Raw genomic sequence first — 13,966 nt, forward strand, 5'->3', positions numbered from 1 at the left:
ATGTGACCCGATCGAACCTGGTCGGCGGGGAGATGCTCAACTGGTCGGACCTGCACCCGGGCGACGCCCGGCCCGCGGCCGCCGGACCCGCAGCCGAAGCGCTCCTGGCCGCCGTCCTGACACCCGACGCGAACGTCCTGCTCGCCGGCCCGCACGCCGCCGAACTGGTCGAGTTCGTCGCGTCGCAGGTCACGTCGGTCGACCTGCTGGTCCGCTCGGCACCGGACGCCGAGGAGCTGGCCGAGCTCCTCGACACCACCAAAGGCCAAGTCTTCTGCGGCTCCCTCGACCGCTTCGCGGTAGATGAGAAGACGGGCGGCGTCCACCCATCTCCGCCCGGGGTGGGTGCGGTACACGGCGGGTATGACGTGGTTGTGGTGCTCGACGGGCTTGAGCGGCTGGTGGGGCCTGACACCGCTGGGTTCACCTGGGCTGACAGTCTCGACCGGCTGGTGGGGGTGCTGCGGTCCGGCGGGAGCTTGTTGTTGGGGGCGGCGAACGGGTTTGGGTTCGAGCGGTTGGTGCAGCCGGATATCGCGGCGGCGTTGCCGCGGGACGAGGACTGGGGGCGGGACGTCGGGGATCGGGCGCCCGCGGGGCTCAAGCGGGTGACGGTGGCTGTCGAGAGCGCCGGTCTGCAGGTCCACCAGACGTACGCGGTGTTTCCCTCGTTGGTGCAGGCAGACGTTGCCCTGGCCGCGGTCGACGGGCCGGCGGCCGTGGTAGCCGCACGAGCTGTTGCCTCACGCAACGATGGCCCGGTGCTGATGGATCCGTACCGGCTGGTGCTGGACGCGGCCGAGGCCGGGCTTGCGTTCGAGCTGGCGCCGGCCTGGTACTTCGTGGTCGGAGCGGAGGCACCCGCGGTCCTGCCGGACGGCGTCGTACCCGACGGCGAAGGCGTCCTACTGGAGGAACACCTGCTGACGGCCCTGCGCTGTGACGACCAGGCAGAGTTGCGGCGGGTGATTCCGCAGTATGTGGCTTGGCTGGGCACCGGCGGGGCGGGTTCTCCGGACAACGTGATCCTCGACGGGGATTCGTACCGGCTGTTCGGCGAGCCGCAGGAACTGGACGTCGTCGAGCACCTTCGCCGGTTCGCGAACCGGGTGCTGGAAGGCGGAGGGCGGGTACCGTGGCCGGCCGCGGCCGATGCGCATCAGTTGACGGCGCGGCTGGCGGCGATGGCGGGTATCACCGTGCCGGAGCCGGACTTCACCCCGGACGAGGTGATCAGACCGCGAGGTAGCGCCGAGCAACTGCAGACCGTCGCCCGCCTGGCGGACGAGCTGGCGCACGCGAGCGCCCGCGCGATCCTCTTCGAAGGCACCGTCAGCGGCATCCGGCGGTCCCGCCCGTACCGCGTCGGCCACGCCGTGATGAACCCGGCCCGTGTGATCCGCCGGCGGCTGAAGCGCGTACTGAAGAAGGTCCGGCGCTGATGCACCACGCCAACCACTTCTACGGGCACGCCAACATCATGGCGACGTACGCGGGGCTGAAGAAGCCGCCGCGGATCTGGGGCTACCTGCAGCACGGCTGGAACATCCTCGACGGGTTCGCGTACGGCACGAACTTCGCGCCCGGGATGCCGAAGTTCGTCTGGTCGGACAGCGTCCGGCGCCGCGGCCACGCGCTCGGGCTGCGCAACTACTCGGTGATCGGCTCCGTCTGGCTGTACCTGCTGAAGACCCACCCGGAGCTCGCCACCCCGGACAAACGAGCCAAGGGCACCATTTTCTACCCGTTCCACGGCTGGGAGGGCCAGCACGTGCTCGGCGACCACGGCCGGATCGTTGCCTCGATCAACGAGCACGAGACCGGCCCGGTGACCGTCTGCCTGTACTGGAACGAGTACGACAAGCCGGCGATCCGCAAGGTCTACAAGGACGCCGGATTCCGGGTGATCACGCACGGCTACCGCGGCCTGCACTGGCGGCAGACCAACGCCAAGTTCCTGGTCAACCAGCTCCGCGAACTGCGCAGGCACGAGCGCGTCGCCTCGAACCGGCTCAGCTCGGCCGTTCTGTACGGCGGCTCGCTCGGTCTGCGGGCGGGGGTCTACGGTGATCCCATGGTGCTGGAGAACGAGCACCCGTCGTTCGGCGGTCAGGCGCGGATCAAGCGGCTGTGGCCGGACATGGACCAGCCGTACGTCCCGGCCGAGGTCGTCCGCGAGTTCACAGCCACCGAACTGGGCGTCGACCACGTCGCCGGACCCGCAGAAATCCGGGAGATGTTCCGATGGAACAGCTGAAGATCGGGATCGTCACGCAGGTTCGCGTGACGAGCACACGGCTGCCGGCGAAGGTCCTGCTGACCGTCGCCGGCCGTTCGTACCTCGAACACCACCTGGACCGGCTGAGCCGCACCGGCCTGCCGGTGATCGTCGCGACCACCACGAACTTCAACGACGACCTCGTCGTCCAGCTGTGCGACGAGGACGGCTTCCCGGTGTTCCGGGGCAGCGAGGACGACGTCCTCAGCCGGTTCGCGGGTGCCGCCCGGGAGCACGACCTGGACGGCATCGTCCGGGTCACCTCGGACTGTCCGCTGATCGATCCCGAGATCGTTGCCGCGGGCGTCGATCGGTGGCGCGCCGAGAACGATCCCGACCTCTACATCTCGAACTGCCTGGAGCGGACCTATCCGCGCGGCATGGACTTCGAGATCTTCTCCGCGGCCCGGCTGTACGACGCGGAGCGGAAGGCCACGCTGAAGGCGGATCGCGAGCACGTCACGTCGTACCTGCACCAGAACCGGTCGGGCGAGATACGGCTGCTGAATCTCCCCTGGTCCGGCGGTGGGTCGCAGTACCGGCTGACGCTGGACACCGCGGACGACTGGAAGTTGCTCGACGCACTCATCGAGGACTTCGACGCTCCCCGGCTGGGCTGCGCCGACCTGGTCAAGATCCTGGACGAGCACCCGGAGCTGGCCGCGCTGAACGCGCACATCGAACAGAAGAAACTCGGCGAATAGCAGGTTTCCTGCCCTCGGCTACGGCAGAATTGCCGTGATGACCACCAACGATCCGGCCGGGGACGCCGACAACGGCGTGAACGCGGCGCGCGCCAAGTCCTTCGGCGCCGTCGCGGCCGCGTACGACGCGGGCCGGCCGACGTTCCCGTTCGAGGCGCTGACCTGGGTCCTCGGCCCCGGCCGCGGGCTGCAGGTGCTCGACCTGGGCGCCGGTACCGGCAAGCTGGCCGCGGTCGCCGCCGGGCTCGGGCACCACGTGATCGCGGTCGACCCGTCGCCGGAGATGCTCGAGGTCTGCCGCCGGCGGCCCGGGATCGACACGATGGTGGGTGCGGCCGAGTCGATCCCGCTCGCGCACGCGTCCGTGGACGCGGTGATCGTCGGGCAGGCGTTCCACTGGTTCGACCACGCCCGGGCGCTGCCGGAGATCGCCCGGGTGTTGCGGCCGAACGGCGTACTCGGCCTGTTCTGGAACAACGCCGACACGGTGGTGCCGTGGGTACGCCGGATGATGCAGGTGATCCAGGGCGACGGCTTCGGCGGCAGTGACCGGTTCGAGCCGATGCCGATCCTGGAGCAGTCGAACCTGTTCGCGATGATCGAGCAGGCGCGGTTCCGGCACTGGCACGACGTTGACCGCGGCGGCCTGCGGCAGTTGGCGCAGTCGCACTCCCGGGTCGCCGTACTCAAGGAGTCCCGGCGGGACCAGGTGCTCGAGCAGGTTGAGCTGATCTACGAACACACCGCCCGCCCGCCGGAGCCGCTCCGGATGCCGTACTTCACCGACTGCTTCCGGGCGCACCCGAGCGAGTTCGCGAACTACCGCCGGACGATCACCGGTCCCGTGGCGCCGCACCTCTGAAGCCGCTAACGTGCACCTGTTCAGTCCAGTGAAGGGGAACTCATGGGCGAAGAGATGGTGCGCGAGCGGGACGCCCGCGCGTACGAAGCGGTCCACGACGCGGCCGACTTCACCGAGCTGAAACGGCGCTACAAGAACTTCGTCGTACCGTGGACGATCGCGTTCATGGCGTGGTACCTGGCGTACGTCGCCTGCAACAACTGGGCCCGTGGCTTCATGAGCCACAAGATCGGCGGGAGCCACATCAACGTGGCGCTGGTCTTCGGCCTGCTGCAGTTCGTCTCGACGTTCGTGATCGCCGCGCTGTACGGCCGGTTCGCGAACCGCAAGCTCGATCCGCTGGCCCACGGCCTGAACGCCAAGTACAAGAGGGAGCGTCGCCGGTGAATCCCCTCCTGCTGCCCCTGGCCGCCGAGCCGGGCAACCGGGCGCTGACCATCTCGCTGTTCACCGCGGTCGTTGCCGTGACGCTGTACATCACCTGGTGGGCGTCCCGGCAGAACAAGACCGCGGCCGACTACTACGCCGGCGGCCGCTCGTTCAGCGGCGCGCAGAACGGCCTCGCGGTCGCGGGCGACTACATGTCCGCGGCGTCGTTCCTCGGCATCTCCGGCCAGATCGCCCTCTACGGGTACGACGGTTTCCTCTACTCGATCGGCTTCCTGGTGGCCTGGCTGGTCGCCCTGCTGCTGGTCGCCGAGCTGCTGCGGAACTCGGGCCGCTTCACGATGGCCGACCAGCTCGCGTTCCGGATGAAGCAGAAGCCGGTCCGGACCGCGGCGGCCACCTCGACGATCGTGGTGTCGATCTTCTACCTGCTCGCCCAGATGGTCGGCGCCGGTTCGCTGGTCGGGCTGCTGCTCGGCGTGAAGAGCGAGGGCGTGAAGGCGGCCGTGATCATCCTGGTCGGCGCGCTGATGATCATCTACGTGACGATCGGCGGCATGAAGGGCACCACCTGGGTGCAGATCGTGAAGGCCGTGCTGCTGATGGCCGGCACCGTCGTGATCACGTTCCTGGTGCTGCTGAAGTTCCACTTCAACCTCTCGTCGCTGCTCGGCTCGGCGGCGGCCAAGTCCGGCCACGGTGAGTCGTTCCTGCAGCCGGGTCTGCTGTACGGCAAGGACTTCACCGGCCAGATCGACTTCCTGTCGCTCGGCCTGGCCCTGGTCCTCGGTACGGCGGGACTCCCGCACATCCTGATCCGCTTCTACACGGTGCCGGACTCCCGCTCCGCGCGGCGCTCGGTGCAGTGGGCGATCGGCCTGATCGGCGTGTTCTACCTGATGACGCTGGCCCTCGGGTTCGGCGCCGCGGCGCTGCTGGACACCGGCAAGGGTTCGGCGGTCGCGACGTCGAAGGGCAACGTCGCCTCGCCGCTGCTGGCGGAGTCGGTCGGCGGCGGCGCCGGGTCGCTCGGCGGGTCGATCCTGCTGGCGCTGATCGCGGCGGTCGCGTTCGCGACGATCCTCGCGGTGGTCGCGGGCCTGACGCTGACGTCGGCGTCGTCGTTCGCCCACGACCTGTACGCGAACGTGATCTCGAAGGAGAAGCCGACCGAGAAACAGGAGCTGCGGGTCGCGCGGTTCGCGGCGATCGGGATCGGCGCGGTGGCGATCGCACTGGCGATCCCGGCGCAGAAGCTGAACATCGCGTTCCTGGTCGCGCTGGCGTTCGCGGTCGCTGCCTCGGCGAACCTGCCGGCGCTGCTGTTCAACCTGTTCTGGAAGCGGTTCAACACCTCGGGCGCCGTGTGGAGCATCTACGGCGGCCTGGTCTCCGCCGTGGTGCTGGTGATCTTCTCGCCGGTGGTGTCCGGCAACGGTGAGAAGTCGATGATCACCGGCGCGGACTTCCACTGGTTCCCGCTCTCCAACCCGGGCATCGTGTCGATCCCGCTGGGCTTCCTGTTCGGTGTCCTCGGGACGTACCTCGGCAAGGACCGGTCCAGTGAGCAGCGGTACAGCGAGCTGTCGGTCCGCGCGTTCACCGGCGCGGGCGCGGAGGGTGCCGCCAAGCACTGACGCAGTACCTCTCGGAGGGCCGGCTCGCACTGCGCGAGCCGGCCCTTTTCGTTGGTCACGAGCCGTTGACGCCCGAGTAGCCGTGCCGTAACAATGAGCCCCACGTCACGCAAGAAATGAGCAAGCCGGCGAAAGTTTTTAACTCTTCTCTGTCCGCCCCATCAGGAGAGGTCTCATGCGCATACCCCGTTGGCGGTTGCTGACCGCCCTGCTGGCCGCGAGTCTCGCGGCCGCACCACTCGTCTCCCCCGCCCAGGCGGCCGAGGCCGCGGGCAATCTCGCCGCCGGCAAACCGGCCTCCGCGAGCAGCGTCACGCAGAACTACGTCGCGTCGAACGTGACCGACGGCAACCAGAGCAGCTACTGGGAGAGCGCGAACAACGCGTTCCCGCAGTGGGTGCAGGTCGATCTCGGCTCGTCCGTCCCCACCAACCAGGTCGTGCTCAAGCTCCCGACGACCGACTGGGGTGCCCGGGACGAGACCCTCGCGATCCAGGGAAGCACCGACGGACAGAACTTCACCGACCTGTCGGCGTCCGCGGCCCGGACCTTCAGCCCGCCGGGCAACACGGTGACGGTCGACTACGGTACGGCGACCACGCGGTACGTCCGGGTCCGGATCACGGCCAACACCGGCTGGCCCGCGGGGCAGTTGTCCGAACTCGAGGTCTACGGACCGGCGACCGGTGACACCCAGGCTCCCACCGCCCCGGGCGGCCTGGCCTTCACCGAACCCGGCGCCGGGCAGATCAAGCTCACCTGGAACGCGGCGACGGACAACGTCGGCGTCACCGGGTACGACGTCTACGCGAACGGCCAACTGCGGACGAGCGTCACCGGGCTGACGTACACGGACGACCAGCCGGCCAACGTGTCGGTGTCGTACTACGTCCGCGCCAAGGATGCCGCAGGCAACCAATCGCCGAACAGCAACACCGTCACCCGGAACGGCAGCGGCGGGCCGAGCAGTAATCTCGCGCTGCACAAGCCGATCTCGGCGTCCGGGTACACGTTCACCTACGTTCCGGCGAACGCCAACGACGACGACGTCACGACGTACTGGGAAGGGAACGCCGAGCCGGCGACGTTGACGACGCAGCTCGGGGCGAACGCGGACGTCAGCTCGGTCGTCGTCCGGCTGAACCCGGATCCGGCGTGGGGCGCGCGGACGCAGACGTTCTCGATCCTCGGGCGTGAGCAGAGCGCTTCCGGGTTCACCACGCTTGTTGGATCGGCCAACTACTCGTTCGATCCGGCGAGTGGGAACTCGGTGACGATCCCGGTCAGCGCGCGGGTGGCCGACGTACGGCTGAACTTCACCGGGAACACCGGCGCGCCGGCGGGGCAGGTGGCCGAGCTGCAGGTGCTCGGCGTACCGGCTCCGAATCCGGATCTCACGCTTTCCGGAGTTTCCTGGACGCCGACGGCGCCGGTCGAGACCGACTCGATCACGGTGCGCGCGACGGTGAACAACGGCGGTACGGCCGGCTCAGGCGCGACCGACGTGAACTTCTACCTCGGCGGCACCAAGGTCGGTACGGCCGCAGTCGGCGCGCTGGCCGCGGGCGCCTCGACGACCGTCAGCGCGTCGATCGGGACCCGGGACGCGGGCTCGTACGCGGTGAGCGCGAAGGTCGACGAAGCGAACTCCGTGATCGAGCAGAACGACGGGAACAACACGGCGAACGCCTCCGGACCACTGGTGGTGACGCCGGTGGCGAGCTCGGATCTCGTCGCTTCCGCGGTGAACTGGACGCCGAACAATCCGTCCGCCGGAAGCTCCGTTTCCTTCTCCGTTTCCTTGAAGAACCAGGGCAGTGTCGCGTCGGCGTCCGGCGCCCACGGGATCACGCTGACAGTGCTGAACGGCTCGTCCGTGGTGACCACGCTGACCGGTTCGTACAACGGTTCGATCGCGGCCGGAGCGACCGCCCCCGCCGTTGCCCTAGGCAACTGGACGGCGGTGAACGGGCGCTACACGGTACGCGTCGTCCTGGCGGACGACGCCAACGAACTGCCCGTGAAGCGCGCGAACAACACGAGCGAGCGGCCGTTCTTCGTCGGGCGCGGCGCGAACATGCCGTACGACCACCTCGAGGCCGAGGACGCCGCGGTCGGCGGGGGCGCGACCGTGATCGGGCCGAACCGGACGATCGGCGACCTGGCCGGCGAGGCGTCCGGGCGGCGCGCGGTCACGCTGAACAGCAACGGTGCGTACGTCGAGTTCACCACGCGGGCCGCGACGAACACGCTGGTCACGCGGTTCTCGATCCCGGACTCCGCGGGCGGCGGCGGGCAGTCGTCGACGCTCAGCGTCTACGTGAACGGGACCTTCGCGAAGACGCTGCCGCTCACCTCGAAGTACGCCTGGCTGTACGGCGCGGAGGCGTCGCCGAACAACTCCCCCGGGTCGGGTCCGGCCCGGCACATCTACGACGAAGCGAACCTGATGCTCGACCAGACGTACCCGGCCGGGACCAAGATCCGGCTGCAGAAGGACCCGGCCAACGGTACGACGTACTCGATCGACTTCCTCGACACCGAGGCGGTGGTGGCGATCCCTAATCCCGGTGCGGGCTTCGTGACGCCGGCCGGGTTCACCCAGCAGGACGTGCAGAACGCGCTCGACCAGGTCCGGCAGGACAGCACGCTGCAGGGCGTGTACTTGCCGCCGGGCGACTACCAGACGTCGTCGAAGTTCCAGGTGTACGGGAAAGCCGTGAAGGTGGTCGGGGCCGGGCCGTGGTTCACCCGGTTCCACGCACCGGACACCCAGGACAACACCGACGTCGGGTTCCGGTCCGAGGCGTCGGCGAACGGGTCGACGTTCAGCGGGTTCGCGTACTTCGGCAACTACACGTCCCGGATCGACGGCCCGGGGAAGGTGTTCGACTTCTCCGGTACGGCGAACATGACCATCGACAACATCTGGGTCGAGCACATGGTCTGCCTGTACTGGGGTTCGAACACCGACACGTCGACGATCAAGAACTCCCGGATCCGGGACACCTTCGCCGACGGCATCAACATGACGAACGGGTCGGCCGGGAACACGGTCAGCAACAACGAGGCACGGTCGACGGGTGACGACAGCTTCGCGCTCTTCAACGCCACCGACAACGGCGGCGGCGAAGTGCGGGACAACGTCTTCGAGAACCTGTCCGCGATGCTGACCTGGCGGGCCGCCGGATTCGCGGTGTACGGCGGCACGAACAACGTTTTCCGGAACCTGTACGCGGCGGACATGCTGACCTACCCCGGGATCACGATCAGCTCGCTGGACTTCGGCATCCCGATGAACGGCTTCGGCGCGACGCCACCGACGCAGTTCCAGAACGCGTCCGTGGTCCGCTCCGGCGGGCACTTCTGGGGCAACCAGGCGTTCCCCGCGGTGTGGGTGTTCTCGGCGTCGAAGATCTTCCAGGGCATCCGGGTGTCCGACCTCGACATCACCGATCCGACGTATTCCGGAATCATGTTCCAGACCAACTACGCGAACGGCAGCCCGCAGTTCCCGGTCGCCGACACGATCTTCACCGACACGACCATCACCGGCGCGCACAAGTCCGGCGACGCCTTCGACAGCAAGTCCGGCTTCGGCATCTGGGCGAACGAACTCCCCGAACCCGGCCAGGGCCCCGCCGTCGGCGAGGTCACCTTCGACAACCTGACCCTCACCGACAACAGCACCGACATCCGGAACACCACCACAACCTTCACCATCCACCGCAACTGAGCCAGCCAGGGGCCGCGAGCAACCACCTCGCGGCCCCTACCCGCCCCTACCCGAGCTGTCCTGGGACGCCTCTGGACTCGCCGGTCAGCAACGGCCGGGCCGCGGGGGTGAGGGTGTGGAGGGCGGTGCCTTGGGTTCGGTGGGTGGTGATGAGGCCGGCGGCTCGGAGGATTCGGGTGTGGTCGGAGGTGGAGGCGAGGGAGATGCCTACCCGGCGGGAGAGTTGGGTGGTGGTGGCCGGGTGGACGAGGGACCGGAGTACGGCGGCTCGGGTGCGGCCGAGGAGGTCGGCGAGCGCGTCGTTGGTGCTCGGGTCCTCGTCGGATTCGGGCAGGTCGGTGCACGGGTACACGAGGACGGGGCGGCGGCCGTGGGCGTCCATCGCCAGGCAGGTGGTGGTCAGCGGCGACGGGTACAGCTCGAGCCCGCGGCCTTCGAGGTGGATGTCCGAGGTCGGCCCCTCGGTGTGGCCGTACGTCGTCAGGACCGGGCTGTTCCATTCGACGTCGGGGTGCAGCGACGACAGCAGCGTGTCGATCCCGCCGTGCAGGAGCGCCTGCGACCGGATCCCGAGGTCGGCGCCGTACCGCCGCTGCAACTCCCCCGACGTGGGCGCGAGCACCTGCTGGTGGAACTCCCGGACGGCGATCCCCAGTGCCCGCCGCGATCCGGCCTGTCCCTCCAGCAACCCGCGCAGATAGCGGTCGATCTCCGGCGGAAGATACGGCTCCAGCTCCTCCCGGATGACGTCCGCCGGGGTGTCCGTCAACACCTCGACGGACGACTCCAGCCCCGGCCCCGGCACCTCGGGGGTCAGGAAGTCCGGGAACAGCCCGCCGGGCGAGATCAGCTTGAACAGCGGGCGCATCGACCCCTGCACCCGCGGCGCCGCCGACCGCCGCCATCGCCGTACCGCCGGTGTGATCGACCGGTCCCCCAGGGCCCGCGCCGCGAGCGCGGTCTCCCACAGCGGGTGCGGCTCGACCGGGAACGTGATCCGGCCGAGGTCCGCCGCGGTGAAGTGGACCCTGATCATCCCCCGATTGTGAACGCCGCGAGGAGCGCGCGACAGACCTCTTCGGTTCAGGCCGAATCCGGTCGCGGCGCCCCGGCGTACCCTTCGACGCTGGCCGGATGAAACGTCTGGCGCTCCTCACCGCCCTCCTGCTGCTGGCCGCACCGACGGCCGCGGCGACCACCGTCCACCGGCCGACGGAGTACGTCGTGTCCACCACGCCCGGCGAAACCCTGGAAGGGATCGCGGTGACGCCGGACGGCACGATGTACGTGACCAGCGTCGGCAGCGGCGCCGTGTACCGCGGTAGCACGCGCACGTCGCACCTGACCCGCTTCCTGGCACCCGGCAGCGACGGCCGTACGTCGGCCACCGGCATCCACGTGGACCGCTGGGGCCGGGTCCTGATCGCCGGCGCGAGCACCTCGAAGCTCTTCCTGTACGACGCCCACGGCCGGCTGCTGGCCGTCCGGCGCGCCGCGGACGGCTCGTTCCTCAACGACTTCACGATCGCGGGCGACGCCGTGTACGTGACGGACTCCGCGCACAACCAGATCTGGCGGGCGCCGCTGACCCGCGACGGACTCGGCGAGCTCGAACCGTGGATCACCCGGGACAAGATCCAGCCGACGCCGTACTACCTGAACGGCATCGTCACCGACGGCAAGGTGCTGCTGGTCGGCGAGCAGGGTCAGGACGTCACGTACCGGGTCGACCTGCGGACCAAGCAGGTCCGCGTCGTGAACGTCCCGAACGGCATCCTCTCCGGCGACGGCTACCTGCTCGAAGGACACCGCCTGTACGCCGTCTACAACGCGGGCGGCGGGAAGTACGTGACCAGGTTCGCGCTGCTGAACGACGACCTCACGACGGCGACGCTGATCGCCGACTCCAGCCCGGGCGCGGCCGGTGCCACCCCGACCACGATCGCCTGCGACCGTGGGCGACTGCTGTGGGTGAACAGCCAGCTCGACGTCGCGCCCGGTACGCCGCCCTACACCGTCAGCGTCGTACCGGGTCTGCGTTAGAGGTCGTCGGTCACCCTGGTCAGCACCGCGCCGGCCCGGAGGACCAGGTCCCGGTCGGCGTCGTCGAGGCGGCTGAGAAGCTTGGCGAGTTCCTCGGCCGCCTGCCGTCCGGACGCCTCCACGGTCTCGGCACCCAGGTCGGTGAGCACGACGGCGGTCGCGCGGCCGTCGACCGGGTCCGGTTCGCGCCGGACCAGGCCGGCCTCCTCCAGGCCCGCGACCGTGGTGGTCGCGGTCGGCTGCGAACACGGCACCCGGGCGGCGATCTCACCGATCCGGATCGGTTGCTCGTCCGCGATCAGCATCAGGGCCAGGAACTGCGTCGGGTGCATCAGGGTGGTGGTCCGGCTCCGGCGCAGATGCCGGACGATCCGGTGCATGCTGACCAGCAGCTGCAACGCTTCCTTCGCCATCGCGATCACCTCCGTCGGGAAGCGCCATCCTGGCACAGTCATCCAAATTTCTCCTACCGCGGCAACTTGATCTCCGGCTGGTAGAGATCCAGCCAGGTGGCCAGCGACAGCGTCTGTTCCAGCAGGCGGCGAGCCGAGCCGTCGGCCGCGGTCGTCAACTGCTGCGCGCTGTCCCGGTCCACCAGCTCGAACACCGGATGCCGCTCGGCCAGCAGCTCGCGGACCTGGCCGGCCAGCGTCGCGACGTACGCCGGGTCCTGCGTCTGCGGGTACGGCGACTTCCGCCGGTCCACCACCGACTGCGGCAACACGTCCTGGGTGGCTGCCCGGAGCAGGCTCTTCTCGTGGCCGTCGAACGTCTTCATCGACCACGGGGTGTTGTATACGTATTCAACGAGCCGGTGGTCGCAGAACGGAACCCGGACCTCCAGCCCGACCGCCATGCTCATCCGGTCCTTGCGGTCCAGCAGGATCCGCACCATCCGGGTCAGGTGCAGGTAGCAGACCTTGCGCATCGCCCACTCGTCGTCGGACTCACCGTCCAGCCGTTCGACCTCCCGGACCGCTTCGGCGTACCGGTCGCGCAGGTGCCCACCGAGGTCGAGCTGCTTGAGCACGTCCTTCCGCAGTACGTGGGTCTGGCTCCCGCTGCGCCGCGACGCCAGGTACGCGATCCACGGGAAGATCGGCTTGTTGCGTACCTCGGGGTCGTGGAACCACAGGTACCCGCCGAACACCTCGTCGGCCGACTCGCCCGACAAAGCGACCGTCGACTGCTCGCGGATCGCCGAGAACAGCAGGTACAGCGATCCGAAGATGTCGCCGCCGAGCGGGGCGTCGTTGGCGCGGACAACCTTCCGCCGGATCTCCGGATCGGTCAGCGCGGTGTTGTCCAGCACGATGTCCGAGTGCTGCGAGCGCACGAGGTCCGCCACGTCGTGCACGTACGGCGTGTCCGGCGTACCGCGGAGCTCGTCCGGCTGGAAGTTCTCCTCCTGCCCGACGAAGTCGACCGCGAAGCTGCGGACCTTCCGCCCCTCCTCGGCCAGCTGGCCGGCGGCGAGCGCGGTGATCGCGCTGGAGTCGAGGCCGCCCGACAACAGCACACACTTCGGTACGTCGGCGACGAGCTGGCGGCGGGTGATGTCGTCGAGCAGTTCGCGGATGTGCGCGACCGTGGTGTCCTGGTCGTCGACGTGCCGCTTGGTCTCGAGACGCCAGTACACGTTGGCGTGAACGCCGTTGCGGTCGACCGTGACGACGGTCCCCGGCTCGACCTCGTGCATCCCGGCCCACAGCGCGGCGCCGGGCGTCTTCGACACGGTGAGCAGCTCGCGCAGTCCGTCGACCTCGACCACGGCCGGTACGGCGGGGTTCGCGAGGATCGCCTTCGGTTCGGAGCCGAACAGGACGCCGTCCGCGGTCGGGTAGTAGAAGAACGGCTTGATGCCCATCCGGTCGCGGACCATCACCAGGGTCTCGTTCCGCGGGTCCCAGATCGCCAGCGCGTACATGCCGTTCAGCCGTTCCGCGAACGCGGTGCCCCATTCGGCGTACGCCCGCAGTACCACCTCGGTGTCCGAGTCGGTCGTGAACGGGTGACCGCGGCGGCGGAGCTCGTCACGGAGCTCGGTGTAGTTGTAGACCTCACCGCTGTAGACCATCCCGAGCGTGGCGTCCCCGACCTCGGTCGTCATCGGCTGCTCGCCGCCGGGCAGGTCGATGACCGCGAGCCGGCGATGGCCGAGCGCCACGTGCCGGGCGTACCAGGTGCCTCGCGCGTCCGGCCCGCGGCAGGACATCGTCTCGGTCATCGCGTCGACGACCGCCCGCTGCCCCTCGAGGTCCTGCCGGTACGCCACCCATCCGGTGATGCCACACATCCGGTCGCTCCCGTCTGCCAGAG

Annotated in this window: 11 protein-coding genes; 8 read left to right on the forward strand and 3 right to left on the reverse strand. The window is 69.1% G+C overall.

All coding sequences use genetic code 11. From position 1 onward, the window contains the following. Positions 1-2 precede the first annotated feature (2 nt). From AB0M51_RS28880 to AB0M51_RS28910, 7 genes are all read left to right on the forward strand, one after another. Complete coding sequence (locus AB0M51_RS28880) at positions 3-1,442, forward strand: hypothetical protein (RefSeq protein WP_363751285.1); 1,440 nt, start codon at positions 3-5, stop codon at positions 1,440-1,442. Further along, positions 1,442-2,257: a hypothetical protein gene (locus AB0M51_RS28885; protein ID WP_344189495.1), complete on the forward strand. Its 816-nt coding sequence runs from the start codon at positions 1,442-1,444 to the stop codon at positions 2,255-2,257. Before AB0M51_RS28880 ends, AB0M51_RS28885 begins: the two co-directional genes overlap by 1 nt. Beyond that, complete coding sequence (locus AB0M51_RS28890) at positions 2,245-2,982, forward strand: glycosyltransferase family protein (protein ID WP_344189493.1); 738 nt, start codon at positions 2,245-2,247, stop codon at positions 2,980-2,982. The genes AB0M51_RS28885 and AB0M51_RS28890 overlap by 13 nt, the downstream gene beginning before the upstream one ends. Positions 2,983-3,019: 37 nt before the next feature. Continuing rightward, positions 3,020-3,844, forward strand: coding sequence for a class I SAM-dependent methyltransferase (locus tag AB0M51_RS28895; protein WP_344189491.1), 825 nt, complete (start codon positions 3,020-3,022; stop codon positions 3,842-3,844). A 42-nt stretch (positions 3,845-3,886) separates the two neighbouring features. Beyond that, positions 3,887-4,231 carry a DUF485 domain-containing protein gene (locus tag AB0M51_RS28900; protein WP_344189489.1) on the forward strand — a complete coding sequence of 115 codons (345 nt, stop codon included), beginning with the start codon at positions 3,887-3,889 and terminating at the stop codon, positions 4,229-4,231. After that, positions 4,228-5,868 (forward strand): cation acetate symporter, encoded by a 1,641-nt coding sequence (locus AB0M51_RS28905; protein ID WP_363751289.1) that lies wholly within the window; start codon positions 4,228-4,230, stop codon positions 5,866-5,868. Before AB0M51_RS28900 ends, AB0M51_RS28905 begins: the two co-directional genes overlap by 4 nt. A 175-nt stretch (positions 5,869-6,043) precedes the next feature. Then, a complete protein-coding gene (locus AB0M51_RS28910; protein ID WP_363751291.1) occupies positions 6,044-9,604 on the forward strand; it encodes a discoidin domain-containing protein in 3,561 nt (1,186 codons plus the stop codon). A gap of 46 nt (positions 9,605-9,650) precedes the next feature. Here AB0M51_RS28910 and AB0M51_RS28915 read toward each other — a convergent pair whose 3' ends face one another. Beyond that, complete coding sequence (locus AB0M51_RS28915; protein ID WP_363751293.1) at positions 9,651-10,640, reverse strand: winged helix-turn-helix domain-containing protein; 990 nt, start codon at positions 10,638-10,640, stop codon at positions 9,651-9,653. A gap of 98 nt (positions 10,641-10,738) precedes the next feature. On the opposite strand from AB0M51_RS28915, the gene AB0M51_RS28920 reads away from it, so the two are divergent. Further along, positions 10,739-11,647 carry a superoxide dismutase gene (locus AB0M51_RS28920; RefSeq protein ID WP_344189479.1) on the forward strand — a complete coding sequence of 303 codons (909 nt, stop codon included), beginning with the start codon at positions 10,739-10,741 and terminating at the stop codon, positions 11,645-11,647. Here the strand turns inward: AB0M51_RS28920 and AB0M51_RS28925 are convergent. Both AB0M51_RS28925 and asnB read right to left on the reverse strand, forming a co-directional pair. After that, positions 11,644-12,102, reverse strand: coding sequence for a MarR family transcriptional regulator (locus AB0M51_RS28925; RefSeq protein WP_344189477.1), 459 nt, complete (start codon positions 12,100-12,102; stop codon positions 11,644-11,646). The genes AB0M51_RS28920 and AB0M51_RS28925 overlap by 4 nt on opposite strands. A gap of 11 nt (positions 12,103-12,113) precedes the next feature. Next, positions 12,114-13,943 (reverse strand): asparagine synthase (glutamine-hydrolyzing), encoded by a 1,830-nt coding sequence (gene asnB, locus AB0M51_RS28930; RefSeq protein WP_344189475.1) that lies wholly within the window; start codon positions 13,941-13,943, stop codon positions 12,114-12,116. Positions 13,944-13,966 lie beyond the last annotated feature (23 nt).

Source organism: Kribbella sp. NPDC051137, assembly GCF_040682535.1.
GTDB lineage: Bacteria > Actinomycetota > Actinomycetes > Propionibacteriales > Kribbellaceae > Kribbella > Kribbella karoonensis.

Bases quoted from the DNA above. Each gene is read 5' to 3' on its own strand.
- AB0M51_RS28890 (WP_344189493.1), top strand. From the start codon at position 2,245: ATGGAACAGCTGAAGATCGGGATCGTCACGCAGGTTCGCGTGACGAGC.
- AB0M51_RS28910 (WP_363751291.1), top strand. From the start codon at position 6,044: ATGCGCATACCCCGTTGGCGGTTGCTGACCGCCCTGCTGGCCGCGAGT.
- AB0M51_RS28925 (WP_344189477.1), bottom strand. From the start codon at position 12,102: ATGACTGTGCCAGGATGGCGCTTCCCGACGGAGGTGATCGCGATGGCG.
- AB0M51_RS28885 (WP_344189495.1), top strand. From the start codon at position 1,442: ATGCACCACGCCAACCACTTCTACGGGCACGCCAACATCATGGCGACG.
- AB0M51_RS28895 (WP_344189491.1), top strand. From the start codon at position 3,020: ATGACCACCAACGATCCGGCCGGGGACGCCGACAACGGCGTGAACGCG.
- AB0M51_RS28915 (WP_363751293.1), bottom strand. From the start codon at position 10,640: ATGATCAGGGTCCACTTCACCGCGGCGGACCTCGGCCGGATCACGTTC.
- AB0M51_RS28900 (WP_344189489.1), top strand. From the start codon at position 3,887: ATGGGCGAAGAGATGGTGCGCGAGCGGGACGCCCGCGCGTACGAAGCG.
- AB0M51_RS28920 (WP_344189479.1), top strand. From the start codon at position 10,739: ATGAAACGTCTGGCGCTCCTCACCGCCCTCCTGCTGCTGGCCGCACCG.
- asnB (WP_344189475.1), bottom strand. From the start codon at position 13,943: ATGTGTGGCATCACCGGATGGGTGGCGTACCGGCAGGACCTCGAGGGG.